Source organism: Streptomyces corchorusii (genome assembly GCF_001514055.1).
Lineage (GTDB): Bacteria > Actinomycetota > Actinomycetes > Streptomycetales > Streptomycetaceae > Streptomyces > Streptomyces olivaceoviridis.
Window position 1 is genome coordinate 332,438 of record NZ_KQ948357.1, and the last position, 26,370, is coordinate 358,807.

Below are 26,370 nucleotides of genomic sequence, written 5' to 3' on the forward strand. Positions count from 1 at the left end.
GCGAGGGGTGACGTACTTCTCCGCCGCAGCGCCGATCCCCACGCGACGTAGGTCGGCGGTGCAGGGCATCCGGCCCCGGCCGCGGATTGCCTTCCCTCCTAAGGCGCAGCCCGGCGGTGCAGGGAGCCGCGCCCCCGGTCGCCGATCGCCTTACACGGCGCAGCATGGTGGTGCGGGGCATTGCGCCCCCGTGACGTAGCCCGGTGGTGCGGGGCACCCAGCCCCGGCCGCGGATTGCCTTCCCTCCTAAGGCGCAGCCCGGCGGTGCAGGGGCTGCGCCCCGGCCGCCGATCACCTCCCCACCCCGCAACGCAGCCCAGCGGTGCGGGGCACCCCGCCCCCGACCACCCCGCCCCCGACCGCCTCACCCCCTCCTCGCCGCGACCCACCCGAGCTCGAACGTCCGGCCGGTCCCCCGGAGGGATTCGTCACAACCCGAACGGACCCCGCCAAAACGCCCCCCACCCCCCGCAGCCGCAACACTGCGGGCATGGGTATACGCATGCTTCACCGCCGGACGCCCGAGGCATCAGCCGGGGTCTGGGCGGACACCGCCTCGACGCAGGCCGTGCCCGCCGCGCCGGTGCCGGCCCTCGCGGCCGACGCAAGCACCGCCCGCATCCCGGCCGATCTGGCCACGACCGTCCGCAACGTCCCCAAGGACCTCCGGCGCAGGGTCGCCGACCGCGCGGCCCGCACCCCCGACTGGCGCCAGTGGGCCGACCTGGCCCGCGGCTACGCCGCCCTCGTCCTCACCCTGATCCCGAGATCACGCCCCCGGCCCACGCTCACGGTCTTCGTCGCGTCCGTCACCGAGCGACCGGCCGCCCCCGGCCCGCACCGACCACCCCACCGGGATCCCCTGGACCCCCGGGACCGCCGGCCGGACGCCAGACCCTGACCCCGACGGCGTACAGCAGCAGCCCCAGGAGCAGCCCGGCGCCCACCCCGAAGCACAGGGTGGGCACCAGCTCCCACGGCCCCGCGGCCGTACCCCGCCGCTCCCGCCACCGCGCCGTCCGCTGCACCGCCGCGATCAGCGCGCAGCCGCCGATCACCGCGAGCGCCCGGCACCGGTCCCGCACGGACAGCACCGGCACTCCCGCCGGCACGCCGTCCGGCGCCCGCCGCAGCGCGCGTACCGCGAACACGGCGATCACCACGGCACCCGCCGCCGACGAGCCGTACTGAAGCCAGGTGAACAGCGGTACGCCGGCCGGACGGGCCCGCCCGATGGCCGGAACCAGCCGCGTGCCCCACCGGTCGTGATGCGTGAACGCGTCCCACACCACATGGGTGAGCGCGCCGAGCACCGCGGAGGCGTACCACCGCCCCACCTCCGAGGTCCGCACCCGCGCGCGGTGCGCACCGCAGCGCAGCAGGGCGGCCGGCCGGCCCTGCCGCGCCCGTGGCAGCAGCGCGAGCAACGGCTCCCGCACCAGCAGCCACAGCCCCGCCAGGGCCCAGGCGATGAGCACGTCGACCGTGACGACGCCGGCGAACGCGTGCGTGACCGAGCCGAACTCCATCCCGCCCGGCAGGACACCGGCCGCGTAGTAGGGCATGTCGGGCGCGAAGGAACCCGCGACGAGCACCGTCGGCACCAGTGGGCCCCGGCCGCTTCCGTCCCGGCGGATCGCGGGCAGCACGGCCGCCGCATGGCTGAGTGTGAACGGCAACAGGGCCTCCCGGAGCGGTCGGCGGCGCGGAACGCGGCGCCGGTGATCAGGCCGGCCCAGTATGGGTGACGGCCGCCCGGGGCAGGCATGGGCGACGACAGTTGGCCAAACGGTGAAATCCGGGCGCGAACCGGTGCAGGTTCCAAGCAAGTTGTCGTAGGGTCACCTGCGTCGCCGTGCGGGCGCACGGCCGTACACCCGTCGCACGGAGGGAAGGGCGGAACAGGCGCAACCACAGCACCGGGTCAACCGTCACACCAGAGCGAGGCAGACAGAAGGAGACGGACGCACGGGCGTCCATGGGAGGGGTTCACTCTATGGCGGCGCATTTCGGCAGGCGGCTGCGCAAGGGAGCGGCGACCACCGCCGTGGCCGCGGCGGCGGTCGCGGCTCTGTCCGCGTCCCAGGCACCGGGAGTGACCAACGAGGACGACGGCAGACCGGCGGCGGCCGGCGCCAGCGCCCCCGCCACGGACGGGGCCGTCGACGGCAGCGCCACCGGCAACGCGACCGGCAACTCGCCCTACTACACGGACCTGCCGCCCCTGAAGAGCCCCGACCCCAGCCCCTCGCCGAGCGCCGGCACCCCCGTCTCCCGCGGGGCGGCCGAGGCCGGCATCCCGGCGACGGTCCTCGACGCCTACAAGAAGGCCGAGGCGGAACTGCGCTCCACCAAGCCCGGCTGCAACCTGCCCTGGCAACTGCTCGCCGCCATCGGCAAGGTGGAGTCGGGGCACGCCCGCGGCGGCCAGGTCGACGCCGACGGCACCACCGTGGGCCGCATCCTGGGCCCGCAGCTCGACGGCAACGGCTTCGCGCTCATCCCGGACACCGACGGCGGCGCGTACGACGGCAACAGCACCTACGACCAGGCCGTCGGCCCCATGCAGTTCATCCCGTCCACCTGGGCCTGGGCGGGCCGTGACGGCAACGGGGACGGCAAGAAGGACCCCAACAACGTCTACGACGCCGCCCTCGCCGCGGGCCACTACCTGTGCCGCAACGACTGGGACATGTCCACCGAAGGCGGCCTGCACAGCGCGATCCTCAGCTACAACAACTCGCAGGACTACCTCAACCTGGTCCTGAACTGGCTGGAGTTCTACCGCAAGGGCAGCCACTCCGTCCCCGACGGCACCGGCGGCGTCCCCGAGCACCGCAGCGACGAGGACTCCGGCGGCACCCACTCCCCGAAGCCCTCGGACCCGCCGGCCAAGCCGGACCCGAAGCCCCACAAGCCCAAGCCCGGCGGCGACGGCGGAAGCGACCACGGCGGGAGCGACAGCCCCGGCCCCGGGCCGACGCCCGCCCCGCCGACCCCGCCCGCTCCGCCGACCCCGCCGGCGCCCCCGACGGACCCGCAGACGCCCACCGACCTGGTGGACCACCTGGTGGGCATGGGCACCGGAAAGCTCAGCGCCATGGCCGGTGACGCCTTCGCCGAGCCGGTCAGCGTCCGCGCCGAGACCAAGGTCGGCAAGTCCGTCGCCAAGATCAGGATCCGGTTCACCATCACCGGTGACACCGACGCCGCCTTCGCCGGCGGTGAGACCGTGGCCACGGTCGCCACCGACGCCAAGGGCATCGCGCTCGCCCCGGCGCTCCAGGCCGGCGAGAAGACCGGCGACTTCAAGGTCACCGCCGCCGTCGTGGGCCGCACGGTCAAGGGCGTCGATTTCGCGGCGACCGTCACCGCGCGCGCCGCCGACACCCTGGTCCGCACCGGCGACACCCCGCTGAGCTGCACGCCGGGCGGCGAGTTCGCCGACCAGGTCCAGGTGAAGGCGACGTACAAGGGCGCCGTCGCGGACAAGGTCGCGGCCACCGCCACACTGGTCAAGTCGGCGGACGGCGCCACGGAGAACGACAAGGGCCCCTACTTCAAGGACGCCGACGGCAAGGTCGTCCGCACCCTCACCGGCCTCCAGACGGACGACAAGGGCCTGCTCACGCTGCCGAAGCTGTACGCCGACGACACCACCGGCACGTTCCTGCTCCGCATCACCACCACGGGCGGCGCCACGCTCACGGTCGAACTGAAGGTCGCCGCCGCCGACTCCCCGGCGAGCCCGGACCCGAGCGCCTCCGCCTCCTGACGCACGACGGCGCACAGGGCGCCCGACCCGCTCCGGCGGGCGGGCGCCCTTCTTCGTGCGCGCACCGCTGTTCTCATCTCGTCCGCCCGTTGCTACGGCGCCGGACCTGACGGCCCATCAGGAGTCGGTGAGGACCCGTCAGGACACCGACCGTCCACCGGGAGGCCCCGCATGCGCGCCCTGATCGCCGCCGCGACCGGTCTCGCCCTCGCGCTCGCCCTGGTCCTCACGGTCAGCGCGCTGGGCCCGCCGTCGGGCCGGACGTCCCCCGAGCCGCTGCTGACGACGGTGCCCGCACGCCCGTAGCCGCGCCCGTTTGGAAGAGGGGCCGCAATGCGCCGCAAGGCAGGCCTGGTCCTGCTCGCCTGCGCCGTGTTCTGCGCGGCGCCGGCCCCCCTGGTGCGGTGGTACGCCTTCCCCCGCCTGGCCCGGATCCCCGCGAACCAGTACCAGGACATGGTCCTCCCTCAAGGGCGACGTGGAGGCCGCGAAGAAGGTCGGGCCGGGAGGAACTGCGCGGCGGCACCCTGCTCGGCGGTCGCGCCGAGGTCACCGCGTTCGCCGGGCACGTGAGGGTACGCGAGGACTACATCGACCACACGGTCGCCCTGGTCCGTCGCAACCGCACCCTCGTCCTGGCCCTCACCTCGTACGTCCCCTGGGGCTCCCTCGGCTTCGCCCCGCTGCTTCTCGCTCTGTCCCTCTGGCTGGAGGCCCGCGCCCGCCCGCAGGACCCCGCCGGCACGCGGACGCAGGAGCCCGAACCGGTCAGCGCCTGAGCCGCGCGTTGGTGTGCCGGGTGGGCTCGGCGGTCGCCGGGTCTTCCGGCCACGGGTGCTTGGGGTACCGGCCGCGCAGCTCCGCCCGGACGGCCCGGTAACCGTCCGCCCAGAAGGAGGCGAGGTCGGCGGTGACCGCGGCGGGCCGCCCGGCGGGCGAGAGCAGGTGCACGAGCAGCGGCACACCCGCGACGGCCGGTGTCTCCCGCAGCCCGAACATCTCCTGGAGCTTGACGGCGAGGACCGGCCGCCCGGGATCCCGGTAGTCGACGCGGACCCTGGACCCACTCGGTACGGCGATCCGCTCGGGCGCGAGCTCGTCCAGCCGGGCGGCCTCCCCGCTCGCCCAGGGCAGCAGCCGCGCGAGCGCCTGTCCGGCATCGATCCGCGCGAGATCGGCCCGCCGCCGGGCCCGGCTCAGCTCGGGTTCCAGCCACTCGTCCACGCGCGCGTGGAGCGCCGCGTCGGACACGTCCGGCCACGGATCACCCAGGTGCGCCCGCAGGAACGCCAGCCGCTGCCGCAGCACCTCCGCCTCCGGCGACCAGCGGAGCAGCCCCAGCCCGCCTTGCCGGAGCCCGTCGAGGAGGGCACCGCGTAGGAGAGCCGGATCGGCGTCCTTCAGGGGCCGTACGGCCAGCTCGATCGCCCCCAGCCGTTCCACATGCCGGGCCACGACGTCCCCGTCGGCCCAGTGCACCTCGTCCCCCTCCGCCAGGAGCGCGCCGGCGGCGGCCCGCGCCACGTCCTCGTCCACGGCCGTCCCGAGCAGCACGCGCGCGTGGCCCTTGCCGGAGGGCCGGTCGGCGACGGCCACGACGATCCAGGGAGCACCGCGCAGCGCCGATCCCTCGGCCGGTTCCGCGCGCGTCCCGGACGCCATGAGGTACGACCCGCCGTCGAGCTTGGCGACACGCTCGGGAAAGGCCAGGGCGGCGACCAGCCCGGCGAGCTTGTCGTCGCCGGTGCCCGGTCCGGCCTGGACGGCGCCTTGGTGCCGGCCGTGAAGGGCTGGCGGGTGCGCGAACTCCTCCGAGACGCCCCGCAGCCGCCGTACCTCCGCGGCCCACCGCGCGGCGTAGGCGTCACCCCCTCGCCGGACACGGCGCAACGCACCGGCGAGATCATCCCCGTGGTCGCGGGGCACCTCCTCGGAAAGCAGGGCGACAACCTCCGCCCCTTGACCGGCGGTGTCGAGCAACGCCCGCCCCAGCCGGGGGTGCACCCCCAGCCGGGCCATCCGCACGCCGACCTCCGTGGCCCGCCCGGCGGAGTCCACGGCTCCCACGGCCGCCAGCACCTCCCGCGCCGCCGCCATCGCCCCGCCCGGGGGCGGATCCAGCAACGCCAGCCCAGAGGCGTCCGGATCACCCCAGCAGGCTGCCTGAAGGGCGAACGCGGTCAGATCGGCCACCTTGATCTCGGGCGCCGGGAAGGCCGGCAGACGGCCGTCCTCGGCCTCCGTCCAGCACCGGTACACCGCACCGGGCGCCTCACGCCCGGCCCGCCCCGCCCGCTGCCGCCCGGCCGCCCGCGACGCCCGTACGGTCGTCAGCCCGCTCAGCCCGCGCGCGTGGTCCACCCGGGGCTCTCGCGCCAGCCCGGAGTCGACCACCACCCGCACCCCCGGCACGGTCAGCGACGACTCGGCCACGGACGTCGCCAGCACCACCCGGCGCCGCGCCCCGGGCACCAGCACCGCGTCCTGCACGGCGGCCGGCGCCCGGCCGTGCACCTGGAGCACGTCCACGTCACCGAGATCCCCCAGCAGGCCCGCCACCCGCGCGATCTCGCCCACGCCCGGCAGGAAACACAGCACGTCCCCGGCCCGCTCGGCCAGCGCCCGCCGTACCACCGACGCCACATGGGCCAGCAGCGCCGGATCCACCCGCATCCCGTGCGGCGGCCGGACCGGACGCGCCGGGGGAGCCCACACGACCTCCACCGGATGCGCCGTGCCCGCCGCCTCGACCACCGGCGCTCCGCCGAGCAGCCGCGCCCACCCCTCGGCGTCCGTGGTCGCCGACGCGGCCACCAGCCGCAGTTCCGGCCGCAGCGCCTGCCGCACGTCCCACAGGAACGCGGCCACCGTGTCCGCGTCCAGATGCCGCTCGTGGCACTCGTCGAGGACGACGACGTCCACCCCGGCCAGCTCCTGGTCACGCTGGAGCCGCTGGAGCAGGACACCGGTCGTCACGACCTCCACGCGCGTGTGCCGCCCCACGGTCCGCTCGCCGCGCACCGTGAAGCCGACGCTCCCGCCCGGTTTCTCGCCCAGCAGCCACGCCATGCGCCGGGCCGCCGCCCGCGCCGCGATCCGCCGCGGCTCGGCCACCACGACCCGCCGCGCGGGACCGCCGCCGACCAGCCCCGCCAGCACCAGCGGCACCAGCGTCGTCTTGCCGGTGCCGGGCGGCGCCACGAGAACGGCGGTGCCGCGGGCGTCGAGGGCCTCGGCCAGGGCGGGAAGGGCGCCACGCACGGGAAGGGCGTCCAGGGCGTCGTAACGGATCACGCCCCTAGTGTCGTACGGAGCCCGAAACGGTCGACACGCGCGCGTGCGACCCCCGGTCCCGGGCGGCGCCCGGGCCGCCCGGGATGATCAGTCCCGCTCGCACACGAAGATCGCCGTGCCCGGGATCAGGTTCCCGCGCAGCGGCGACCAGCCGCCCCACTCCGAGGTGTTCCAGGCCGGCCACTCCGGCTCCACCAGGTCCACCAGCCGGAACCCGGAGGCCACGATGTCGCGCACCCGGTCGCCGAGCGTCCGGTGGTGCTCCACGTAGACCGCGTGACCCCGCTCGTCCTGCTCCACGTACGGCGTGCGGTCGAAGTAGGACGAGGACACCGACAGGCCCTCTGGGCCCGGCTCGTCCGGGAACGCCCAGCGGACCGGGTGCGTCACCGAGAACACGAACCGCCCGCCGGGCCGCAGCACCCGGTGCACCTCGCGCAGCACCAGCCGCGGATCGGCCACGAACGGCAGCGCCCCGTACGCGGAGCACGCCAGGTCGAAGGAGCCGTCCGCGAAGGGCAGCGCGCCGGCGTCGGCGCAGACCAGCGGGAACGATCCGCCGATCCGCAGCGCGTGCTGCAACTGGCGGTGCGAGAGGTCCAGGGCCACCGGACGCGCGCCCTGGGCGGCCAGCCAGCGCGCGCACTGCGCCGCGCCCGCGCCGATCTCCAGGACCGCCTTGCCCTTCAGCTCCTCCGGCGGGCCGAGCAGCTCGGCCTCCACCTCGTCCAGGCCCTCCGGGCCCCACACGAAGCGGTCGTCGCCGAGGAACGTGCCGTGCTCGATCTGGTACTCGTCGGCGTTGCGGTCCCACCAGCCCCGGTTGGCCCGCGTGCTCTCGGTGACGTCCGCCTCACGCCGCGTGGCTTCCGGCTCGAACCCGTCGGAGGTCTCCGGCTCGTGCACTTCCGGCTCTTGGATGATCGGCTCCCTCGTCGTACTCTTCCGTCCAGCCCGCCGGGGGTCCGTGCGGAAGGGGTCCCCCAGGCCCGTACTGGCCTGTTGGGACGTTTCTTCTGCCGGAAATGCGGCGATCTGCCCCGGGTGTGCGCCTTCGCGCATTGACCATGTCCGGCTGCCCCCGTATGCTACAAGTTGCGCTGCGGGCCTGCGCACCTCAGACGTAGCAGGCTGCGCTCGCATCTGTTGTATGTCCCCTCGGTTGTCGAGGCGCCACCGGGCACCCGGTGCTCAATGTGGCGCTTCCTTGGCTGTCCGGCTTCTGCAGAGCGAAACGGGCTCCCGGCGTAAGCAGTACCTACGACTTCAATGTCCGTACCGGAGCCCTTTCCCACATGACGAGCAGCACCGAGACCACCGCCACCACCCCGCAGGTAGCGGTCAACGACATCGGTAACGAGGAAGCCTTCCTCGCAGCGATCGACGAGACGATCAAGTACTTCAACGACGGCGACATCGTCGACGGCGTCATCGTGAAGGTCGACCGGGACGAGGTCCTGCTCGACATCGGTTACAAGACCGAAGGTGTCATCCCGAGCCGCGAGCTCTCGATCAAGCACGACGTCGACCCGAACGAGGTCGTCGCCGTCGGCGACGAGATCGAGGCCCTGGTCCTCCAGAAGGAGGACAAGGAAGGCCGCCTGATCCTCTCGAAGAAGCGCGCCCAGTACGAGCGTGCCTGGGGCACCATCGAGAAGATCAAGGAAGAGGACGGCATCGTCACCGGTACCGTCATCGAGGTCGTCAAGGGTGGTCTCATCCTCGACATCGGCCTCCGTGGCTTCCTCCCGGCCTCCCTGGTCGAGATGCGCCGCGTCCGCGACCTCCAGCCGTACGTCGGCAAGGAGCTTGAGGCCAAGATCATCGAGCTGGACAAGAACCGCAACAACGTGGTCCTGTCCCGCCGTGCCTGGCTGGAGCAGACCCAGTCCGAGGTCCGCCAGACGTTCCTCACGACCCTCCAGAAGGGTCAGGTCCGCTCCGGTGTGGTCTCCTCGATCGTCAACTTCGGTGCCTTCGTGGACCTGGGTGGCGTCGACGGTCTGGTCCACGTCTCCGAGCTGTCCTGGAAGCACATCGACCACCCGTCCGAGGTCGTCGAGGTCGGCCAGGAGGTCACCGTCGAGGTCCTCGACGTCGACATGGACCGCGAGCGCGTCTCCCTGTCGCTGAAGGCGACCCAGGAAGACCCGTGGCAGCAGTTCGCCCGCACCCACCAGATCGGCCAGGTCGTGCCCGGCAAGGTCACGAAGCTGGTGCCGTTCGGTGCGTTCGTCCGCGTGGACGAGGGCATCGAGGGTCTGGTCCACATCTCCGAGCTGGCCGAGCGCCACGTGGAGATCCCGGAGCAGGTCGTCCAGGTCAACGACGAGATCTTCGTCAAGGTCATCGACATCGACCTGGAGCGTCGTCGGATCAGCCTCTCGCTGAAGCAGGCCAACGAGTCCTTCGGTGCCGACCCGACGGCGGTCGAGTTCGACCCGACCCTGTACGGCATGGCCGCGTCCTACGACGACCAGGGCAACTACATCTACCCCGAGGGCTTCGACCCGGAGACCAACGACTGGCTGCCGGGCTACGAGAAGCAGCGCGAGGAGTGGGAGCGCCAGTACGCCGAGGCGCAGTCCCGTTTCGAGCAGCACCAGCAGCAGGTCATCAAGTCCCGCGAGGCCGACGCCGCTGCCGCGGCCGAGGGTGGCGAGGCTGCGGCTCCGGCCGCGACCGGCGGTTCGTACTCCTCCGAGGGCGCGGACACCTCCGGTGCGCTGGCCTCGGACGAGGCGCTGGCCGCGCTGCGCGAGAAGCTGGCCGGTGGGCAGAGCTGAACGCTAGCCGCTGGGCTTAGCCGATAGTCGGCTGAGGGGCCGTACCTTCCGGGGTGCGGCCCCTCAGGCGTTCACGGGGTCACCGCGATGTTGGTCAGGCCCTTGCCGCCCGTCACCGTGTTGCTGCTGTGGACCGTCGTGGTGCAGCCGGCGCCGAAGTTGGTGACGTTGATCGCCAGCCGGGTGGCCCCGGTGGCGCTCGTCAAGTTCGACTTGTTGCCCTTGAAGATCGTGCCGCAGCCCCAGCCGGGCTGCTGGGTGTGGGTCTGGTAGCCGTCGTTGCTGGTCGCGGTGCCGGTGTTGTCCTGGACGAGGACGTCGTTGCCCTTCACGTCGACCCAGGAGTCGTCGTAGTTGGCGCCGGTCAGGCCGGAGCCGTCGAAGGTGTTGCCGATGATCCGGGCGCCGGTCGTGCCCTCCTTGATGTCGACGTTCTCGCCGCCCACGCCGGGACCGATCGTGTTGCCCAGGATCTGGATGCGGTCGCTCTTGTCGGACAGCGTGTTCGCGGTCCCGACGTAGACACCCTCGCCCATGCCGCGGCCGTCGTTCCCGGTGTCGTAGATCCGTGAGTTCCTGATCACTCCGTCCGTGCTGGAGGTGCGGAAGTGCACGCCCTCCATGTCCAGGCCGTGGACCGTGACGCCGTCGATCACGACCCCCCTGGCCGCGTCGATCATGATGCCCTTCTGGCCGCCGGTCACCGTCACGCCCTGGACCGTCCAGTAGGAGGCGCCGTTCAGATGCAGGCCGTAGCCGCCGCCGGCGGTGAGCACGGCCCCGGGGGAGCCGGTGAGGGTGATGCGGGCGGACGCCGTGGCCGGTGTCGTCGCCTTGAAGTTCCCGGTGTACGTGCCGTCCGCCAGGTGGATCGTGTCGCCGGGCCCGGCGGCGGCGAGCGCGGTCTTCAGCTGGGCCGCGGTCGTCACCTCGATCGTGGTGGCGGCCGAGGCCGGGCCGGTGGCGATCAGGAGCAGTCCGCCGGCGGTGAGGGCCGCGGTGAACAGGGAGGGGAGCGGCGTGCGTATGCGCATGGAGTGCCTTCCTGCCGTGCCGTTCCTCATACGTGAACGACGACCGGGATGCTGAACTCGGCTCCCGTGGAAGGTAGGGACCAGGTGACGGGTCGTCAAGGTGTTCCGCAAGAGATCGCTGATCAGCGGCGTGTCGCGGGAATTCCGCTGTTCCGGGGCGCGTTGTCCATGGGGAACACGAGGAGGAGCGGTCACAGTGCTTGATCCGCAGGGTTTGTACGCATGGGAGCCGAAGGGCCTCGCCGTGGTGGACATGGCGCTCGCCCAGGAGTCGGCCGGCCTTGTCATGCTCTACCACTTCGACGGATACATCGACGCGGGCGAGACCGGCGACCAGATCGTCGACCGGCTGCTCGACTCACTGCCCCACCAGGTCGTGGCCCGGTTCGACCACGACCGGCTCGTGGACTACCGCGCCCGCCGGCCCCTGCTGACCTTCAAGCGGGACCGCTGGACCGGCTACGAGACCCCGGCCATCGAGGTGCGCCTCGTCCAGGACGCCACCGGTGCCCCGTTCCTGCTGCTGTCCGGCCCCGAGCCCGACGTGGAGTGGGAGCGGTTCGCGGCGGCCGTGCGGCAGATCGTGGAGCGGCTCGGCGTCCGCCTGTCCGTGAACTTCCACGGCATCCCCATGGGCGTCCCGCACACCCGCCCCGTGGGCCTGACCCCGCACGGCAACCGCACCGACCTCGTCCCCGGCCACCGCAGCCCCTTCGAGGAGGCGCAGGTGCCCGGCAGCGCCGAGTCGCTGCTCGAATACCGCCTCATGGAGGCCGGGCACGACGTCCTGGGCGTCGCCGCGCACGTCCCGCACTACATCGCCCGTTCGCCGTACCCGGACGCCGCCCTGACCGTCCTGGAGGCCATCACGGCCGCCACCGGCCTGGTCCTGCCCGGCGTCGCGCACGCGCTGCGCACCGACGCGCACCGCACGCAGACCGAGATCGAGCGGCAGATCCAGGAGGGCGACGAGGAACTGACCGCGCTCGTCCAGGGCCTTGAGCACCAGTACGACGCCGCGGCGGGTGCCGAGACCAGGGGCAACATGCTCGCCGAGCCCGTGGAGATCCCGTCGGCCGACGAGATCGGGCGCGAGTTCGAGCGCTTCCTGGCGGAGCGCGAGGGCGACAACTGACCTCCGCCGGTTCCGCCGGCACGGACAGGGCCTAGGCTTCCGCTCATGCTGACAGTGGGCCTGACCGGCGGGATCGGCGCCGGCAAGAGCGAGGTGTCGCGGCTGCTCGTGCGGCACGGGGCCGTACTCATCGATGCGGACCGCATCGCGCGCGAGGTCGTGGCGCCCGGCACGCCCGGTCTCGCGGCCGTGGTCGACGCCTTCGGAGCGGACATCCTCGCCGCCGACGGCAGCCTCGACCGGCCCCGGCTCGGTTCGATCGTCTTCGCCGACCCCGAGAAGCTCGCCCTCCTCAACTCGATCGTGCACCCCTTGGTGGGCGCCCGTTCCCGCGAGCTGGAGAGAGCCGCGGCCGAGGACGCCGTGGTGGTACACGACGTGCCCCTGCTCACCGAGAACGGCCTCGCCCCGCTCTACGACGTCGTGATCGTCGTGGACGCGAGCCCCGCGACCCAGCTCGACCGGCTGGTGCGGCTGCGCGGGATGACCGAGGAGGACGCACGCGCGCGCATGGCCGCGCAGGCGACCCGGGAGCAGCGCAGGGAGATCGCGGACATCGTGATCGACAACGACGTACCCCTGGACGTGCTGACGAGGCGCGTCGCCGAGGTCTGGGACGACCTCGCACGCCGGGCGCGGCAGGCCGGCGCGACCCCGAAGGACGCGGGCGGCGCGGGCGGCGCGGACAGTACGGCATAGAAGGTGCGGAACGGCCGGTATGGCATGCCGGTGCGGAATAGCGGTCCGGCTCGGGGCGTTGAAGGGCGGCAGTGAGGGAAGGACTCTGCCGTGCCCGAGACCAGCGGTTCCACCGGACGTACTCCGGAAACGCATGTCATCGATTTCCGTGCCGCCGAGCAACTGCTCAACGCGCGGGACCCGCGGGGCGCGGTGAAGCTGCTCGACGGAGTCATCGCCGCGCACCCCGAGAACACCGCCGCCCGGCTGCTGCGCGCCCGCGCCTTCTTCGCCGCGGCGCAACTGCGTCCCGCCGAGCTTGAGTTCACCATCGTGCTGGAGCGCGAGCCGGACAACGCGTACGCGCACTTCGCACTGGCCCGCACCTACGAGCGCCAGGGCCGCCCGGACCAGGCCAAGCGCCACTTCCGGCTGGCGGCGGCGCTGGACCCCAACCCGCAGTACCTGAAGGCGGCACGCTTCGAGGAGTGACGCGCGCGGCGGTGGGCGACCGGGCGTGCGGTCACGGGAGGCGGCGGCCGGTGCCGGCCGGTTACCGGTGGTGCCTCGGCGGCCCCCGATGCAGGTGTCGGCGTCTCGGTGGCTGCGGATACGGCGGTCCGTCCGGCGGCCGGTACGGCGGTACGTCCCGGCCCGGCTGGTAGTGCGGGCCCTGCCGGATGTGCCGGAGGATCACGGTCATGTCGACGGTGATCAGCAGCCACAGCACCCCGCAGACCGCCGCCCAGCCCGGGTGCCCGGCCAGCGCGAACGCCACCGTGCCGAAGACCGCCCAGCACAGTCCCCACAGGCTCAGCCAGAACCGCGCCCGCAGGGCACTGCGCGCGGTCGCCGGTTCACTGCCCGTACGCATCGGATCACCACTCCTGTCTGCAACGTACTCTTCGACGACGACGTGCATCAACACTCGACGAGGCGGCGGGACCCCTCGATGAGGGGGGATAAGGCCGTCCGCCGCTGCCGAAGGGGGACCGCCCGTGCTGCCGGACGCCGACGATCTGCCCGCACTGCTCCTCGACCTGGCCGTGCCGCACGAGGACGTCAACGAACTCGTCGCCCAGTGGCGCGGGCTGACCGGCGATCCCGGCACGCTGCGGCTCCTGGTGGAATGCGTCGAGGAACTCTTCCGCGAGCCGGAGGACACGGGCCGCACACCCGCGCTGCCCGATCTGCTCGCCTCGGCTCCGGCCGAGCTGAGGGACACCTTCGCCGTGCACGTCCTCCTCGCCGCCCTCCCGCGCACCCAGGCGCGCCACCGGGCCCGCGGCGTCCCGGCCGACGTCTCCCGGCGCACCCTGGCCGACCTGGGCCGCCACCTCGCCGTGCACCGCAGACGGCACGGCAGGGCCGGGGTGCAGTCGTGGCGCTGGCTGGTCCGGCACTTCCGCGGTGAGCTGTACCAGCTCGGGCGGCTCCAGTTCGAGCGCGCACGGTTCGGGGACCACGACGCACGGGTGACGGCGCCGACCGGGCTGGACGCGGCGGCTGGGCTGGACGCGGCGCCTGGACTGGGGGCGGCGGCCGGGCTGGACGCGGCGCCCGGAACGCCCTGCCTGAACCTGCACATCCCCGACTTCCACGGCCCGCTGACCCCGTCCGCCTGCGACCGCTCGCTGGCGCTGGCCCGGGAGTTCTTCGCCCGGTGCTTCCCCGAGGAGCGGCCGGTGGCGGTGCTGTGCCACTCCTGGCTGCTGGACCCGCAGTTGCGGCGGTACCTGCCCGCCGACTCCAACATCCTGCGCTTCCAGGAGCGGTTCCGCATCGCTCGCGAGCTGAGCGAGCCGGCCGACACCGAACCCGTCCGGTTCGTCTTCGGGGACCCGGACCTGCCGGTCGCCACGCTGCCCCGCCGGACGTCCCTGGAGCGGGCGGTCGGGGACCATCTGCGGGCCGGTGGCCACTGGTACATCGGACACGGATGGTTCCCGTTCCGGGCTGAATAGCTCGAAGGAGTGAACTGGGGGAGGGTGGGAACGGGCGTGCGGGGGCGGGCCGTTGTCCGGGCATGAGGATCGAGATGCGTGAGGGCTACGGGGGCACGGGACCGGGTGCGATCACCCCGGACGGCTGCGCGGTCGAGTTGTACGCGCGACTGCCGGTGGGCGAGGAGCCGGACATCATCGCCGCGGCGGTACCGGCCGGGGCGCACATCCTGGAACTCGGCAGCGGGGTGGGCCGGGTGACCCATCCGCTGCTGGAGCGCGGCTTCACGGTGACGGCGGTGGACGAGTCGGCCGACATGCTGGCCCGGGTCCGCGGAGCGCGCACGATACGCGGCCCCATCGAGGACCTCGACCTGGGCGAGACGTTCGACGTGGTGATGCTCGCGTCGTTCCTGGTGCACGCCGGTGACGAGGAGGTGCGCAGGGGCATCCTGAGGACCTGCGCCCGGCATGTGGCGGACGGCGGCTGTGTGCTGATCCAGCGCGAGGGCGCGGACTATCACACCGACGTGCCCAGGGAGCGGGTCGACCCGAGTGGCTTCACGGTGCGGATCGCCTCGGTGGAGCCGGCCGGGGAGGGGGTGGACTCGGTCCGCGCGGAGTATGTCTTCCCGGACGCGGTCTGGACGCAGACGTTCCTCTCCAGACCCCTGACGAAGGAGCAGTTCGAGTCGGCGCTGGCGGAAGCGGGACTGGAGGTGGACACGTATCTGACCCCGGACGGGATGTGGGTCCGGGCGGTGCCCTCGGTGTAGTCACCCCGGCTGCCGTGCACGGTTCGTTCATCCTGGGGCCGGGAGGCGAGCGTTCTCGACCGATGAGGTGTCGGCCGATGAGTTCCGGACCGCCGGCCGGTCTGCCTCGGTGACAGCAATCGGGACCGCTTCACCTGGAGACCGTCATGTCCGAGACCACCGTCCCCGTCAGCTCCCCGACGACGCCCGCCGCGGTCTCCGCCGGCGCGCTCACCGGCCGGGCGCGCGGAGTCCGGGTCGCCCTGCGCGTGGTGCAGGTGCTGCTCGCGCTGTTCTACGGCGTCGCGAGCGCCCTGCCCAAGCTCATGGCACACCCCACGGCCGTCGAGTCCTTCGACAGAATCGGCTGGGGCAGCGGGGCCATGTACACCATCGGCGCGCTCGAACTCGCCGGAGCGATCGCGCTGTTGGTCCCCGTGCTGCAATCCGTGGCGGCGATCGCCCTCGGTGCGCTCATGGTGGGGGCGTTCATCGTCCAGGTCACCGCGTTCGACGGCCAGAACGCGGCGACCCCGCTGATCCTGACGGTCCCCCTCGCCCTGATCGCCTGGACCCGCCGAGCGCACAACGGGAAGCTGCTGCGGCTGCTGGGCCGACGGTGACAGTGGTGCCGTCGGCCGGGTAGGAGGCTCGGCTGAGACGGCAGCCGACGGCCTGGCGTGGGCCCGGTCTCGGCAGCTCAGCGTCCGCGCGGTCGCCCTCCCGAGCTGCCGAAGCCGCCGGAGCCACCCGAGGTGCCGCGTCCACCGGAGCCACCACGTCCGCCGGAAGAACCGGAGCCGCCGCGTCCGCCATGGCCGCCGGACCCGCCACGGCCGCCGGGCCCGCCGGATGCGCCGGGCCCGCCGGATGCGCCGGGCCCGCCGGATGCGCCGGGTCCGCCCAGGTCGGTCAAGCCGGGGAAGCCTGCGGGGATGCCCGGGCCGGCGACACCGCGGAGGCGTTCCAGTTCGCGGCGGTCCCGCTTGGTGGGGCGGCCGGTGCCGCGGTCGCGGAGGCCGGCGGGGGCGATGGCCTCGCGGGGCGGAGGCGGAGGGGAGTTGTCGATGTAGCACTGGGCGGCCACCGGCGCGCCCACCCGCTTGCGGATCAGGCGCTTGACGATCACGATCCGTTCCCGGCCCTCGTGCCGCATCCGCACCTCGTCGCCGACGCGCACGGAGTAGGCGGGCTTCACCCGCTCGCCGTTCACCTGCACATGCCCGCCCCGGCAGGCGGCGGCGCCGAGGGAGCGGGTCTTGATCAGGCGGACGGCCCAGATCCAGCTGTCGATGCGGACGGTCTCGCCGTCGGCGGGCCCGGCGGCCTCGGCGGCGGCCACCGCTGCGGCGATCTTGGGATCGAGTGGTCGTTCGGCGGGGGCGGGGGCGGTCGCGCCCGGCTCGCCGGTCCCCTCGACGGTCCCACGGTCCACGTTCTCGTCCGCGTCATCGATAGCCATGCACCGACCTTAACGCCCTGGACCCATGGACCCGGAAGCGTTTTCGCGGTGGCCGCGGCAGCCCCTCGCGGCTCCCGCGCCCCGGGTCACCAGCGGAGCCGGACCTGAGGGCTGGTGCCTCGGCGCCGGCGCCGGTGGCGGTGGCGGTGGCGCCCCGGGCGCCGGCCGTGTCGCGGGTCCCGTCCCGCCCGGCCTCTCCGCAGCGGACCGTCCGCACGGCATACCGTGGCCGTATGGACGACAGCAGTGCCCTCGCCCGGCTCGACCGGCGCGTCGCGGACTGCCGGGCGTGCCCCCGGCTGGTCGAATGGCGTGAGGAGGTGGCCCGTACGAAGCGGGCGGCGTTCGCCGACTGGACGTACTGGGGGCGGCCGGTGCCCGGGTTCGGGCCGGCCGACGCGCGGCTGGCGATCATCGGGCTGGCCCCGGCCGCGCACGGCGGTAACCGCACCGGCCGGATGTTCACCGGGGACCGTTCGGGAGACGTGCTGTACCAGGCGCTGTACGACGTGGGGCTCGCCTCGCAGCCCACCGCGGTCAGCGCCGACGACGGGCTTGAGCTGTACGGCGTGCGGATCACGGCGCCCGTGCACTGCGCGCCGCCCGCCAACAAGCCGACGCCGGGTGAGCGCGACACCTGCCGCCCCTGGCTGGTCCAGGAGCTCACCCTGCTCCGGCCGACCCTGCGGGCCGTGGTCGTGCTCGGCGCCTTCGGCTGGCAGGCCGCGCTGCCCGCGTTCGCGGAGGCGGGCTGGACCGTGCCCCGCCCCCGCCCGGCCTTCGCCCACGGCACCCGGGTCGCGCTCGACGGCCTGGACCTCTTCGGCTGCTTCCACGTCAGCCAGCGCAACACCTTCACCGGCCGGCTCACCGCCGACATGCTCCGCGAGGTGCTGCGCACGGCGGCGGAGGCGGCCGGACTGCCGTAGCGCCCGCGGGCGCGGGGGCGTCCGCCGGGTCCGGTCCGAACAGGTGCCGCACCGTCGAGCGGTAGTTGGCGCGGACGTGGCCGAGGGCGTGGGCGCGGGCGCGGTCAGGGTCGCCGGAGGCGATGGCGTCGTACAACTCGCGGTGCTCGGTGAGGAGTTGGGGCCACTCCTCGTTCCGCCGGGTGAGCCAGCGCAGGCGGCCGTCGACCGGTTCCATGACGGAGATCAGCAGACTGTTGCCGGCCATGGCGAGGACGCGGTCGTGGAAGCGCGTGTTGATGTCCGTGATCACCTCGGCGTCGTCCTCCTTCGTCGCCCGGGCCGCCTGGTCGAGCAGGTCCCGCAGCTCCGCCAGGGCCTCGGGGGTCGCCCGGGACGCCGCCAGCCCGGCCGCGTAGACCTCCAAGGCCTCGCGCAGTTCGAAGAGTTCGCGGACGTCGGCGGGGGTCAGCCGGCGTACGACCGTGCGGCGGGCCGACTCGAAGAGGACGAACCCCTCGGCGACCAGGGCGCGGATCGCTTCCCGCACCGGTACCCGCGAGACGCCGAACCGCTCGGCGAGTTCCCGCTCGACGAGCCGGTCACCGGGGCCGAGGCGCCCGGCGATGATGTCCTCCCGCAGGCTCGCCAGGACGCGTTCGCGCACCGCGCCCAGGGGTTCGGTCTTCGCCCTTCCGGGGCTCGTCGTGGGGGTCATGGGCCCATCTTCGCCGAAACCGGGGGACTTTTACGGGGCCGTAACGGCGACGACATCGGTCCGAACGCTTGACGGCGGGACCATGACGGCAGTTTGGTATACCAAACGCGCTCGTCCGGCACTCAAGGAGAGCCGCCGTCCTCCGTCCCCTCGCCCATGGAGGTCCCGTGTCCCTGGCCGACCGCGCCGCAGCCACCGGCGCCCCCGCGTTCGTCCCCGATCCCCGCCTCGTCAACGAGGACCTCGCTCCCGCGAAGCAGCGGAACTGGAAGGTCTTCGACCTGTTCGCCATGTGGATGTCCGACGTCCACAACCTCGGCAACTACACCTTCGCGGCCGGCCTGCTGGTCCTCGGCATGAACGTCTGGCAGGTCTTCACCGCGCTCCTCGTCGGCTTCGTGCTGATCTACTTCGGCATGAACCGCATGGGGCGGATCGGCCAGCGGCACGGCGTGCCGTTCCCGGTCGTCAGCCGCATCAGCTTCGGCGTCTGGGGCGCCAACATCCCGGCGCTGATCAGGGCCGTGATCGCCATCATGTGGTACGGCATCCAGACCTATCTGGCCTCCGTCGCCGTCAATGTGATGCTGCTGGCGGCCTGGCCGGGGCTGGAGTCGCTGACGCACCCCTCCTTCCTCGGCCTGGACGCGCTCGGCTGGATCTCCTTCGTCTCGCTCTGGCTCCTCCAGGCGCTGATCATCAGCCGGGGCATGGAGTCGGTGCGGAAGTTCCAGGACTTCTGCGGACCGGCGATCTGGCTGGTGATGATCGCGCTGGCGCTGTGGGTCCTGGCCAAGGCCCACTGGAGCATCTCGCTGACCTCCACCCCGCACCCGGTCCCGGTCGGCGAGCAGTGGCGCCAGTGGTTCGGCGCGATCGGGCTCATCCTCGCCACCTACGGCACGCTGATGCTCAACTTCTGCGACTTCTCCCGCTTCGCGCCCGACGACCGGACCGTCCGGCGCGGCAACTTCTGGGGACTGCCCATCAACTCCACCGCGTTCGTGGTCGTCTCGGTCATCGTCACGGCAGGCTCGCTGGAGGCGTTCGGGCAGGCCATCACCGACCCGGCGGAGCTGGTCGCCAAAGTGGGCAACACCTGGGTGCTCGTCTTCGGCGCCCTGACCTTCGCCATCGCCACCATGGGCGTCAACATCGTCGCCAACTTCGTCTCACCGGCGTACGACCTCGCCAACGTCTGGCCGCAGAAGATCACCTTCAAGGTCGGCGGCATGATCAGCACGGTGGCGGCCCTGGTGGTCACCCCCTGGAACCTCTTCTCCAACCCGACCGTCGTCAACTACTTCCTCGGTGGACTCGGCGCCTTCCTGGGCCCGCTGTTCGGCGTGATCATGGTCGACTACTACTGGGTCAAGCGCGGCCGGATCGACGTCGACGCGCTGTTCGACGCCCGGCCCGGCACCGCGTACCACTACCGCAAGGGGGTCAACCCCAAGGCGCTGGGGGCGTTCCTTCCGGCCGCCGCGGTCGCCGCCGTCCTCGCGCTCGTGCACGGCTTCAGTGACGTCTCCCCCTACTCCTGGTTCATCGGCACGGCCCTCGCCGCGGGCGTGTACGCGGCGCTGTGCCGACGGGAACGCGCGACGGCGGGACAGGAGGGCTGACGGACGTGCGGATCATCGTCACCAACTGCAACACCACGGGGCAGATGACGGAGGAGATCGTCCGAGGCGCCCGTGCCGCGGCGGGTCCGGGCACCACCGTGGCCGGACTCACGCCCACCTGGGGCCCCGAGTCCGCCGAGGGCTGGCTGGACAGCTATCTGTCCGCCGCGGCCGTCCTCGACGCGCTGCGGACGTACGACGGTCCCGCCTACGACGCGGTCGTGCTGGCCGGGTTCGGGGAGCACGGGCGGGAAGGCGTACGGGAGTCGGTGGACGTACCGGTCGTGGACATCACCGAGGCCGCGGCCCACCTCGCCTGTCTCCTCGGGCGCCGCTACGGCGTCGTCACCACCCTCGACCGGTCCTGCGGCCTGATCGAGGACAGCCTGGAGACGGCGGGCGTGGCACGCAACTGCGCCGCCGTCGTCGGCACCGGCCTCGGGGTGCTCGACCTCGCGCAGGACCAGGCCCGCACGGAGTCGGCGTTCCTGGCCGCCGCCGAACGCGCCCGGGAGGCCGGCGCCGAGGTCCTGGTGCTGGGCTGCGCCGGGATGACGGGGCTGCACCGGGCGGTGGGGGAGAAGCTCGGGATGCCGGTGGTCGACGGCGTCGGGGCGGCCGTCAGACTCGCGGAGTCGCTGGTGGGGCTGGGACTGACGACGAGCCGGGCGGGCGGTTACGCGCGGCCACTGCCCAAGCGGAGGGTGTGGGGGCGGCCGGCGGGGTGAGCCGGCAGCCACGGCTCCCGACGCGGGTGACCCCGGTGCCGGAGGTGACCGTGGCGGATGCCAGAGGTGCTGGAGGTGACGGTTGCGGGTGCCCGAGGTATCGGACGTGACCGTGGCGGGTTCCAGAGGTGCCGGAGGTGACCGTCGCGGACGCCAGGGGTACCGGACGTGACCGTCACGGACGCCAGGGGTACCGGAGGTGACCGTCACGGACGCCAGACGTACCGGACGTCCGGCTCCCGCTCCTCGTTCCCGCTGCCGTCCGTGTACTCGGCGGCGACGAACCCGTGCCGCTCGTAGAAGCGGTGGGCGGGCTTGTTGACCTGGAAGGTCCACAGGCTGAGGCCCTGGGGACGGCGTTCCTTGGCCAGCGCCATGAACCGATCCCCGATGCCCCGCCCCCGCCACCCGGGGTCCAGGTACAGCTGGGACAGCGACTCCCCGTCCAGGACCATCAGGCCGACCACCCCGGCCCCGGCCGCCTCGGCCACCCAGGTCTCCCGGTGCGGCACCACGACGTCCCGGATGTAGTCCCGGACCTCGTCGTCGGTGTGCGGCCGGACGACCGTCGGCAGCGCGGCGTCGAAGGAGCGCAGATAGACGTCGGCGGCGGCACGGGCGTCCGCAGCGACCGCGCGACGGAGGACGACCGCTTCCGTCATCCGTCGTCTCCCGCCCGCTCCGGCACCACGGCGGTGGCCGTGATCTCCACCAGCTGACCGGTGTAGCCGAGGCAGGCGACGCCGAGCAGGGTGGAGGAGTGCGGGCCCGTGCTCAGTCCCGAGGACTCCACCACCTCCCACACCGCGGACAGCACCGAGGGCTCGCCGCTCACGACGTACACGTCCGTCGCCAGCACGTGCTCCAGGTCGCTGCCGATGACACGGAGTTGTTCCCGCAGGTTGGCGACGACCTGCTCGGCCTGCCGTACGGGGTCGCCGGGGCCGACGATCTCTCCCCGCTCGTCGAGCGGCACGGCCCCGGCGAGGAACGCGAGCTTCGTGCCGGCCTCGACGACGGAGGCGTGGGAGTAGGCGGGCGGAGGGAAGAGGGCGGGGGCGGTGACGCGCCGGATCACGGTGAGCGGCTCCTCGAACGACGACGGTCGGCGGGCGACTTTCCGATGATCGGACCTCCTCGGGCCTGCCCGCATCCGAATTACGCGCCTCCGGGCACCCGCATTACGCGCGTCCGGGCACCCGCACAGGTGCGCACCGGAATTCCAGGAGCGGACTTCGGCGCGGCTGCGCCAGGCTGGGGGCATGCCGCAGTCCTCCGACGCCGACTTCCTCGCCACCACCGCCGACCGCCTGGCCGCCCTGCCCACCGTGCGGGCCGTGGCCCTCGGCGGTTCCCGCGCCGAGGGCACCCACCGCCCGGACAGCGACTGGGACCTGGCCGTCTACTACCGAGGCCCCTTCGACCCCGGTGACCTGCGCGCCCTCGGCTGGCCGGGCGAGGTCTCCGACATCGGCGGCTGGGGCGGCGGTGTCTTCAACGGCGGAGCCTGGCTGACCATCGACGGACGCCGGGTCGACGTGCACTACCGGGACCTGGAGGTCGTCGCACACGAGCTGGCCGAGGCGGAGGAGGGCCGCTTCCGGGTGGAGCCGCTGCTGTTCCACCTGGCCGGGATCCCCACCTACCTGGTCGTCGCCGAACTGGCGCTCAACCAGGTCCTGCGCGGCGACCTCCCACGCCCGGCCGGCTACCCACCCGCACTGAGCCGCACCGCCTTCGACCGCTGGTCCGGCACCGCCCGCGCCACCCTCTCCTACGCCAAGGCCCACCACGCCCCCCACGCCCGCCTCACCGAAACCGCCGGCGCCCTGGCCACAGCCGCCACCCAGGCCGCCCACGCCGTCCTCGCGGCCCGCGGCGCATGGGTGACCAACGACAAGCGCCTCCTGGAGCGGGCGGGGCTGCGGGGGATCGACGCGGTCGTGGGCGCGCTGCGGCCCGAGCCCGGCGCCCTGGCCGATGCCGTGACCGCGGCGGAGGACATCATCGCCGAGGCGTTGCGTTCATAAAGAAACCGCGCACCGGGCACCTTTCACCTGCCCGAAACGTGAGCGCACCGTTCACGCGGGGAACGCGATCTACTGTGGAGACACCCCCACCGGCCACCGTCGTCCGAAGGCCCACCCCCGCCCTCGTATGAACAGGAGCCCCGTGTCGCGGCGTGCTGTACCCCTCTGGCTGGCTCATGCCCTCCGCGCCCAGCGCGGTCCCGTTCCCTGGAGCGCCGTGTGCCGGGGAGCGCTCGCCGCCGGGCCGCTGCTGCTGGCCGGGATGCTCGGCGGGCAGACGGCCTCCGGTGTGCTCGCCGCCATCGGTGCGATGCTCGCCGGCATCAACGACCGGCCCGGCAGCCGGCGCGCGTCCGTGAAGCGGCTCGGGGTGCCCGCACTGGCCGGGGCACTGGGGCTGTTCCTCGGCACGTACGCCGGGCAGGGCCTGGCCGCCGTACCGCTGACCCTCGCGCTCACCGCACTGGGGCTGGTCGCCGGCGGCATCAGCGCGGTCGGGCCCGTCGCCTCCGCCGCCGGCACCCAGTTGCTTGTCGCCGCGGCCATCGGCGCCGGGATGCCCGCGGCCGAGAGCGGCTGGCAGCGGGCCCTGGCCTTCCTGGCCGGCGCGGGGTGGCTGCTGGTGCTGCGGCTCGCCCTGCCCACCCCCGGTTCGCTCGCCGGTGACTTCCGCTTCGACGGCGAGCGGGAGGCGGTCGCCGATGTGTACGACGCCATCGCCGCGCTCGTCGACGCCGTGGGCGGGGAGCACGCCACCGCCCGGCGGGCCGCGCTGACCGCCGCGCTCGACCACGCCCAGGACGCCCTCGCCGGACCCCGGCTGCGCCGGTACGCAGGCTGCGCCGCCGAGCGCCGGCTGCACGCCCGGTTCGCGGCGGCCCTGCCCCTGGCCGAGGCCGCGACCGCCCTGTACTGGTCGGGAGAAGCCGTGCCGGCGCGGGCGGCGGAGGGCCCCCGGCGGCTCGCCGCCGCCGTCCGCGGCAACACCGGCACCGGCCCGCTGCCCGCGCCGCACCGGTCGGCCCCCGCCCTGCGTGCCCTGGACGACGCCCTGCTGCGCGCCGCCGACGCCTTCGACCGGGGCGAGGGCGCCCACCGCGGGCTGCTCGGCCGCCGCCGCGGCTTCCGGCACGCCCTGCGGGCCGCGCTGGGCACCGGCGGGCGCGAGTACGGGCTGCGCGTCGCCCTCTGCTTCGGCGCCAGCGCCGCCATCGCCCAGGCCCTGCACCACGCCCGCTGGTACGGACAGCACGAGCACTGGTACTGGCTGCCCGCCACCGCCGTCTTCCTCGTCAAGCCCGACCTCGGCCCGCTCGCCTCACGGGTGCTGTGCCGGGCCGCCGGGACCGTGCTCGGCGCCCTGGTGTTCGCCGGCCTCGCCGCGCTGCTGCCCCGCCCGGCCGGGCTGGTCGCGCTGGTGGCGGTCTGCGGCGCGGTGATACCGGTCGCCACCCGGCACTTCGCGGCGCTCACCGCGGCCGTCACCGTCCTCGTACTCGCCCTGGTCATGGCCGGCGGGGAGCCGCAGGCCTCGGTCAGCCGGATCGGTGAGACGCTGCTGGCCTGCGCGCTCGTACTGGTCGTGGGACATCTGCCGATGCCGGGGGAGCGGGGCGGCGGGGTACGGGCCCGGCTCGCCGCGGCCGGCAGCGCCGCCGACGCCTACCTCCTGCACGTCCTCGGCGAGTCCGGGGACCGCGCCGAGCGGTGGGCGCTGCGCCGGGAGGCCTACCGGACCCTCGCCGAGGCGCGGACCGCCATCGCCGTCGCCGCTGCCGAACTGCCCGCCCTCGCCCGGCACACGGAGGGCACGGACGCGGTCGCCGAGGTGCTGGAACGGCTCGTGGACACGACCACGGCCTGCGCCGTGCACCTCGACGAGACCGGCCGGCTCACCCCCCGGCACCTGAGCCGGCTCCGGGACGCGCTGGGGGAGCTGGAGCGGCGGGGAATGCGGGAGCGGGCAGGCGCGGCGGCTGCCGCCTAGCCGTATCCGCGCCCCGCGGCTGCCTCAAGTTCGCCTGGCCGACGACCGGTCCGGTACGGGCCCCGCACGCGGCCGGCGTACCCGTCGGCCGCGCCACCGACGGCGCCGCCTCCGAGAACCCCCCTCGGCGTGTGGGAGGCGATGAGCCGCCTCGACGAGTGGGAGGCGATGGCGCTGACGTCCCTGATCCAGAAGTCCACGGGGGCGACCCGCACCGGCTGACCTGCCGCCGAGCTGCACCACGCGACGCGGCGGAGCGCCCGCGCGATCGCGCTCGGCACCCGGGGTCGGCACCCTCGCACCCGGGGTCGGCACCCTCGTACCCGGCCAGCGGGCGCGCTCCAGCCCGCTGCTGGCCGGAAGCCGGGCAGGACTTGGCCGAAAAATCCTTCGTTCCCCGCGATGAGTTCCGCTGCCGCCGGCGGTCACCACCCTGAACCGACCGTCGGACAGGAGGGCCCATGTCGCACCCGGAGATCGTCTCGCGCGAGCAGTGGCGCGCGGCGCGCGAGGAGTTGCTGCGCAAGGAGGAGGCGGTCAGACGGGCGCGCGAGGTACTGGGCGCCGAGCGCCGGCGGCTGCCCATGGTCGAGGTCGACCCGGAGTACGTCTTCGAGGGCGGCGACGGCAAGGCCACCCTGCTCGACCTCTTCGAGGGACGGACCCAGCTCGTCGTCCACCACTTCATGTTCGCCCCGGAGTGGGAGACCGGCTGCCCCTGCTGCGCGGCCTTCCTGGACCAGGTCGGCAACCTCGCCCACCTGCGCGCCCGGAACACCTCCTTCGCGGCCGTCTCCCGGGCACCGTTCACCCGGATCCTGCCGTTCAAGGCCCGGATGGGGTGGGCGGTGCCCTGGTACTCCTCGGCGCACGGCGGCAACGACGGCGACCGCGACTTCAACCGTGACTTCGAGGCCACCGTCGAGTCGGGCGGCGAGCTGGTCGAGCGCCCGGGCCTGAGCTGCTTCCTGCGCGACCGCGACCGGGTCTTCCACACCTACTCCGTGTACGACGACGGGCTGGACGGACTGGGCACCACCACGGCCCTGCTCGACCTGACCGCACTCGGCCGCAGCCCGGCCGGAAGCGAGGGGCTCCGGCTGCACGATGAGTACGACTACTGATGCGATGCGGAAGGTGCGGATGCCGACACGAACTGTTCGATCACTGATACGGAGCGTGCGGTTCGTGTCACAAGGTGAGCGGATCCTCACGGTCCGCGCCGACCCGGTGTCGACAATGTCTCAGTCCCGTCACTGACCGAGCCGTTTCCCCTCTCCAGGGCGTTAACTCCCTACACGTACGACGCTTCCTGGAGGTGCGAGATGGTGAACGGGCGAACGGTGCTCGAACGCTTTCCCGCCGGTGGTCCCCGGGGCTCCTGGCCCGCGGAGGAGTTCGCGCACGCGCGGCGACTGGAAGGCCTGCCCGCCGAGGTCGTCATGGACCTCGCGACGGACACCTTCCTGGTGATCGTCCGCGGTGGCGAGACGGTCGACTGAGCCGGTCCGG

At 73.4% G+C, this 26,370-nt stretch carries 27 protein-coding genes and 1 pseudogene; 19 read left to right on the plus strand and 9 right to left on the minus strand.

Annotated elements, in window-relative coordinates:
* The first annotated feature begins 490 nt into the window (after positions 1-490).
* A complete protein-coding gene (locus AQJ11_RS50400; RefSeq protein ID WP_175252118.1) occupies positions 491-901 on the plus strand; it encodes a hypothetical protein in 411 nt (136 codons plus the stop codon).
* Here AQJ11_RS50400 and AQJ11_RS19990 read toward each other — a convergent pair.
* The gene (locus tag AQJ11_RS19990; protein ID WP_059263917.1) at positions 810-1,679 is read right to left on the minus strand and encodes a DUF4184 family protein; all 870 of its coding nucleotides are present in this window, start codon (positions 1,677-1,679) and stop codon (positions 810-812) included. The two genes, AQJ11_RS50400 and AQJ11_RS19990, sit on opposite strands and share 92 nt — an antisense overlap.
* A gap of 317 nt (positions 1,680-1,996) precedes the next feature.
* On the opposite strand from AQJ11_RS19990, the gene AQJ11_RS19995 reads away from it, so the two are divergent.
* The 4 genes and pseudogenes from AQJ11_RS19995 to AQJ11_RS51130 all read left to right on the plus strand — a co-directional run.
* Positions 1,997-3,775 carry a lytic transglycosylase domain-containing protein gene (locus AQJ11_RS19995; RefSeq protein WP_059263918.1) on the plus strand — a complete coding sequence of 593 codons (1,779 nt, stop codon included), beginning with the start codon at positions 1,997-1,999 and terminating at the stop codon, positions 3,773-3,775.
* A 171-nt stretch (positions 3,776-3,946) separates the two neighbouring features.
* The gene (locus AQJ11_RS48300) at positions 3,947-4,081 is read left to right on the plus strand and encodes an SPW_0924 family protein (protein ID WP_107120852.1); all 135 of its coding nucleotides are present in this window, start codon (positions 3,947-3,949) and stop codon (positions 4,079-4,081) included.
* A 27-nt stretch (positions 4,082-4,108) separates the two neighbouring features.
* Complete coding sequence (locus AQJ11_RS52420) at positions 4,109-4,348, plus strand: porin PorA family protein (RefSeq protein WP_341846288.1); 240 nt, start codon at positions 4,109-4,111, stop codon at positions 4,346-4,348.
* Positions 4,279-4,554, plus strand: a pseudogene (locus AQJ11_RS51130) (PorA family protein); the annotation flags it as partial. The gene AQJ11_RS52420 and the pseudogene AQJ11_RS51130, both read left to right, overlap by 70 nt.
* Here AQJ11_RS51130 and hrpB read toward each other — a convergent pair.
* On the minus strand, positions 4,544-7,069 hold the full coding sequence (gene hrpB, locus AQJ11_RS20005; protein ID WP_059263920.1) for an ATP-dependent helicase HrpB: 2,526 nt from the start codon (positions 7,067-7,069) through the stop codon (positions 4,544-4,546). The pseudogene AQJ11_RS51130 and the gene hrpB overlap by 11 nt on opposite strands.
* An 87-nt stretch (positions 7,070-7,156) precedes the next feature.
* Positions 7,157-7,975, minus strand: a complete 819-nt coding sequence (locus AQJ11_RS20010; RefSeq protein ID WP_014672074.1) for a class I SAM-dependent methyltransferase — start codon at positions 7,973-7,975, stop codon at positions 7,157-7,159.
* Positions 7,976-8,364: 389 nt separating this feature from the next.
* Here AQJ11_RS20010 and rpsA point away from each other — a divergent pair, with 389 nt between their 5' ends.
* Positions 8,365-9,855 carry a 30S ribosomal protein S1 gene (gene rpsA / locus AQJ11_RS20015; RefSeq protein ID WP_014672073.1) on the plus strand — a complete coding sequence of 497 codons (1,491 nt, stop codon included), beginning with the start codon at positions 8,365-8,367 and terminating at the stop codon, positions 9,853-9,855.
* Between the two features lie 71 nt (positions 9,856-9,926).
* Here the strand turns inward: rpsA and AQJ11_RS20020 are convergent, their stop codons facing one another.
* Complete coding sequence (locus AQJ11_RS20020) at positions 9,927-10,889, minus strand: right-handed parallel beta-helix repeat-containing protein (RefSeq protein ID WP_059263921.1); 963 nt, start codon at positions 10,887-10,889, stop codon at positions 9,927-9,929.
* Positions 10,890-11,085: 196 nt separating this feature from the next.
* On the opposite strand from AQJ11_RS20020, the gene AQJ11_RS20025 reads away from it, so the two are divergent.
* From AQJ11_RS20025 to AQJ11_RS20035, 3 genes are all read left to right on the plus strand, one after another.
* Entirely contained in the window at positions 11,086-12,024 is a 939-nt protein-coding gene (locus AQJ11_RS20025) for a PAC2 family protein (protein ID WP_014672071.1), read from the plus strand.
* Between the two features lie 45 nt (positions 12,025-12,069).
* Positions 12,070-12,723 (plus strand): dephospho-CoA kinase, encoded by a 654-nt coding sequence (gene coaE / locus AQJ11_RS20030; RefSeq protein WP_059263922.1) that lies wholly within the window; start codon positions 12,070-12,072, stop codon positions 12,721-12,723.
* 90 nt (positions 12,724-12,813) lie between these two features.
* The gene (locus tag AQJ11_RS20035) at positions 12,814-13,194 is read left to right on the plus strand and encodes a tetratricopeptide repeat protein (protein ID WP_014672069.1); all 381 of its coding nucleotides are present in this window, start codon (positions 12,814-12,816) and stop codon (positions 13,192-13,194) included.
* A 61-nt stretch (positions 13,195-13,255) separates the two neighbouring features.
* On the opposite strand, the gene AQJ11_RS20040 is transcribed toward AQJ11_RS20035, so the two are convergent.
* Complete coding sequence (locus AQJ11_RS20040; RefSeq protein WP_167360867.1) at positions 13,256-13,576, minus strand: DUF6343 family protein; 321 nt, start codon at positions 13,574-13,576, stop codon at positions 13,256-13,258.
* Positions 13,577-13,700: 124 nt separating this feature from the next.
* Here AQJ11_RS20040 and AQJ11_RS20045 point away from each other — a divergent pair, with 124 nt between their 5' ends.
* The 3 genes from AQJ11_RS20045 (at position 13,701) to AQJ11_RS20055 (ending at position 16,023) form a co-directional block, all read left to right on the plus strand.
* Positions 13,701-14,666 (plus strand): acyltransferase domain-containing protein, encoded by a 966-nt coding sequence (locus tag AQJ11_RS20045; RefSeq protein ID WP_059263923.1) that lies wholly within the window; start codon positions 13,701-13,703, stop codon positions 14,664-14,666.
* 62 nt (positions 14,667-14,728) lie between these two features.
* Entirely contained in the window at positions 14,729-15,421 is a 693-nt protein-coding gene (locus AQJ11_RS20050; protein ID WP_244218300.1) for a class I SAM-dependent methyltransferase, read from the plus strand.
* 146 nt (positions 15,422-15,567) lie between these two features.
* The gene (locus AQJ11_RS20055; RefSeq protein WP_059263925.1) at positions 15,568-16,023 is read left to right on the plus strand and encodes a DoxX family protein; all 456 of its coding nucleotides are present in this window, start codon (positions 15,568-15,570) and stop codon (positions 16,021-16,023) included.
* Positions 16,024-16,100: 77 nt separating this feature from the next.
* Here AQJ11_RS20055 and AQJ11_RS20060 read toward each other — a convergent pair whose 3' ends face one another.
* Positions 16,101-16,862 carry an RNA-binding S4 domain-containing protein gene (locus tag AQJ11_RS20060; protein WP_059263926.1) on the minus strand — a complete coding sequence of 254 codons (762 nt, stop codon included), beginning with the start codon at positions 16,860-16,862 and terminating at the stop codon, positions 16,101-16,103.
* 233 nt (positions 16,863-17,095) lie between these two features.
* Here AQJ11_RS20060 and AQJ11_RS20065 point away from each other — a divergent pair, with 233 nt between their 5' ends.
* The gene (locus AQJ11_RS20065) at positions 17,096-17,791 is read left to right on the plus strand and encodes a uracil-DNA glycosylase (protein WP_059263927.1); all 696 of its coding nucleotides are present in this window, start codon (positions 17,096-17,098) and stop codon (positions 17,789-17,791) included.
* Here the strand turns inward: AQJ11_RS20065 and AQJ11_RS20070 are convergent.
* Positions 17,730-18,488 carry a GntR family transcriptional regulator gene (locus AQJ11_RS20070; protein WP_244218301.1) on the minus strand — a complete coding sequence of 253 codons (759 nt, stop codon included), beginning with the start codon at positions 18,486-18,488 and terminating at the stop codon, positions 17,730-17,732. The genes AQJ11_RS20065 and AQJ11_RS20070 overlap by 62 nt on opposite strands.
* Positions 18,489-18,655: 167 nt before the next feature.
* Between AQJ11_RS20070 and AQJ11_RS20075 the strand changes: the two genes are divergently transcribed.
* A complete protein-coding gene (locus AQJ11_RS20075; protein WP_059263928.1) occupies positions 18,656-20,113 on the plus strand; it encodes an NCS1 family nucleobase:cation symporter-1 in 1,458 nt (485 codons plus the stop codon).
* Between the two features lie 5 nt (positions 20,114-20,118).
* Positions 20,119-20,841, plus strand: coding sequence for an aspartate/glutamate racemase family protein (locus AQJ11_RS20080; protein WP_058080141.1), 723 nt, complete (start codon positions 20,119-20,121; stop codon positions 20,839-20,841).
* A gap of 206 nt (positions 20,842-21,047) precedes the next feature.
* On the opposite strand, the gene AQJ11_RS20085 is transcribed toward AQJ11_RS20080, so the two are convergent.
* Both AQJ11_RS20085 and AQJ11_RS20090 read right to left on the minus strand, forming a co-directional pair.
* A complete protein-coding gene (locus AQJ11_RS20085) occupies positions 21,048-21,503 on the minus strand; it encodes a GNAT family N-acetyltransferase (protein WP_059263929.1) in 456 nt (151 codons plus the stop codon).
* Positions 21,500-21,919 (minus strand): RidA family protein, encoded by a 420-nt coding sequence (locus AQJ11_RS20090; protein ID WP_014672058.1) that lies wholly within the window; start codon positions 21,917-21,919, stop codon positions 21,500-21,502. The genes AQJ11_RS20085 and AQJ11_RS20090 overlap by 4 nt, the downstream gene beginning before the upstream one ends.
* A gap of 184 nt (positions 21,920-22,103) precedes the next feature.
* Between AQJ11_RS20090 and AQJ11_RS20095 the strand changes: the two genes are divergently transcribed.
* The 4 genes from AQJ11_RS20095 (at position 22,104) to AQJ11_RS49870 (ending at position 26,360) form a co-directional block, all read left to right on the plus strand.
* Positions 22,104-22,871, plus strand: a complete 768-nt coding sequence (locus AQJ11_RS20095; protein WP_059263930.1) for a nucleotidyltransferase domain-containing protein — start codon at positions 22,104-22,106, stop codon at positions 22,869-22,871.
* Positions 22,872-22,998: 127 nt separating this feature from the next.
* Positions 22,999-24,858 (plus strand): FUSC family protein, encoded by a 1,860-nt coding sequence (locus tag AQJ11_RS20100; RefSeq protein WP_086011514.1) that lies wholly within the window; start codon positions 22,999-23,001, stop codon positions 24,856-24,858.
* A 461-nt stretch (positions 24,859-25,319) separates the two neighbouring features.
* Entirely contained in the window at positions 25,320-25,982 is a 663-nt protein-coding gene (locus AQJ11_RS20105) for a DUF899 domain-containing protein (RefSeq protein ID WP_059263931.1), read from the plus strand.
* 201 nt (positions 25,983-26,183) lie between these two features.
* Positions 26,184-26,360: a hypothetical protein gene (locus AQJ11_RS49870; RefSeq protein WP_014672054.1), complete on the plus strand. Its 177-nt coding sequence runs from the start codon at positions 26,184-26,186 to the stop codon at positions 26,358-26,360.
* Positions 26,361-26,370 lie beyond the last annotated feature (10 nt).

Excerpts from the sequence above, each read along its gene's own strand:
- AQJ11_RS20105 (WP_059263931.1), top strand. The coding sequence starts at position 25,320 with ATGTCGCACCCGGAGATCGTCTCGCGCGAGCAGTGGCGCGCGGCGCGC.
- AQJ11_RS49870 (WP_014672054.1), top strand. The coding sequence starts at position 26,184 with ATGGTGAACGGGCGAACGGTGCTCGAACGCTTTCCCGCCGGTGGTCCC.
- rpsA (WP_014672073.1), top strand. The coding sequence starts at position 8,365 with ATGACGAGCAGCACCGAGACCACCGCCACCACCCCGCAGGTAGCGGTC.
- AQJ11_RS20040 (WP_167360867.1), bottom strand. The coding sequence starts at position 13,576 with ATGCGTACGGGCAGTGAACCGGCGACCGCGCGCAGTGCCCTGCGGGCG.
- AQJ11_RS20085 (WP_059263929.1), bottom strand. The coding sequence starts at position 21,503 with ATGACGGAAGCGGTCGTCCTCCGTCGCGCGGTCGCTGCGGACGCCCGT.
- AQJ11_RS20070 (WP_244218301.1), bottom strand. The coding sequence starts at position 18,488 with ATGACCCCCACGACGAGCCCCGGAAGGGCGAAGACCGAACCCCTGGGC.
- AQJ11_RS48300 (WP_107120852.1), top strand. The coding sequence starts at position 3,947 with ATGCGCGCCCTGATCGCCGCCGCGACCGGTCTCGCCCTCGCGCTCGCC.
- AQJ11_RS20050 (WP_244218300.1), top strand. The coding sequence starts at position 14,729 with ATGAGGATCGAGATGCGTGAGGGCTACGGGGGCACGGGACCGGGTGCG.
- AQJ11_RS52420 (WP_341846288.1), top strand. The coding sequence starts at position 4,109 with ATGCGCCGCAAGGCAGGCCTGGTCCTGCTCGCCTGCGCCGTGTTCTGC.
- AQJ11_RS19995 (WP_059263918.1), top strand. The coding sequence starts at position 1,997 with ATGGCGGCGCATTTCGGCAGGCGGCTGCGCAAGGGAGCGGCGACCACC.
- AQJ11_RS20055 (WP_059263925.1), top strand. The coding sequence starts at position 15,568 with ATGTCCGAGACCACCGTCCCCGTCAGCTCCCCGACGACGCCCGCCGCG.
- AQJ11_RS20095 (WP_059263930.1), top strand. The coding sequence starts at position 22,104 with ATGCCGCAGTCCTCCGACGCCGACTTCCTCGCCACCACCGCCGACCGC.
- AQJ11_RS50400 (WP_175252118.1), top strand. The coding sequence starts at position 491 with ATGGGTATACGCATGCTTCACCGCCGGACGCCCGAGGCATCAGCCGGG.
- coaE (WP_059263922.1), top strand. The coding sequence starts at position 12,070 with ATGCTGACAGTGGGCCTGACCGGCGGGATCGGCGCCGGCAAGAGCGAG.
- AQJ11_RS20060 (WP_059263926.1), bottom strand. The coding sequence starts at position 16,862 with ATGGCTATCGATGACGCGGACGAGAACGTGGACCGTGGGACCGTCGAG.
- AQJ11_RS20065 (WP_059263927.1), top strand. The coding sequence starts at position 17,096 with ATGGACGACAGCAGTGCCCTCGCCCGGCTCGACCGGCGCGTCGCGGAC.
- AQJ11_RS20100 (WP_086011514.1), top strand. The coding sequence starts at position 22,999 with ATGAACAGGAGCCCCGTGTCGCGGCGTGCTGTACCCCTCTGGCTGGCT.
- AQJ11_RS20020 (WP_059263921.1), bottom strand. The coding sequence starts at position 10,889 with ATGCGCATACGCACGCCGCTCCCCTCCCTGTTCACCGCGGCCCTCACC.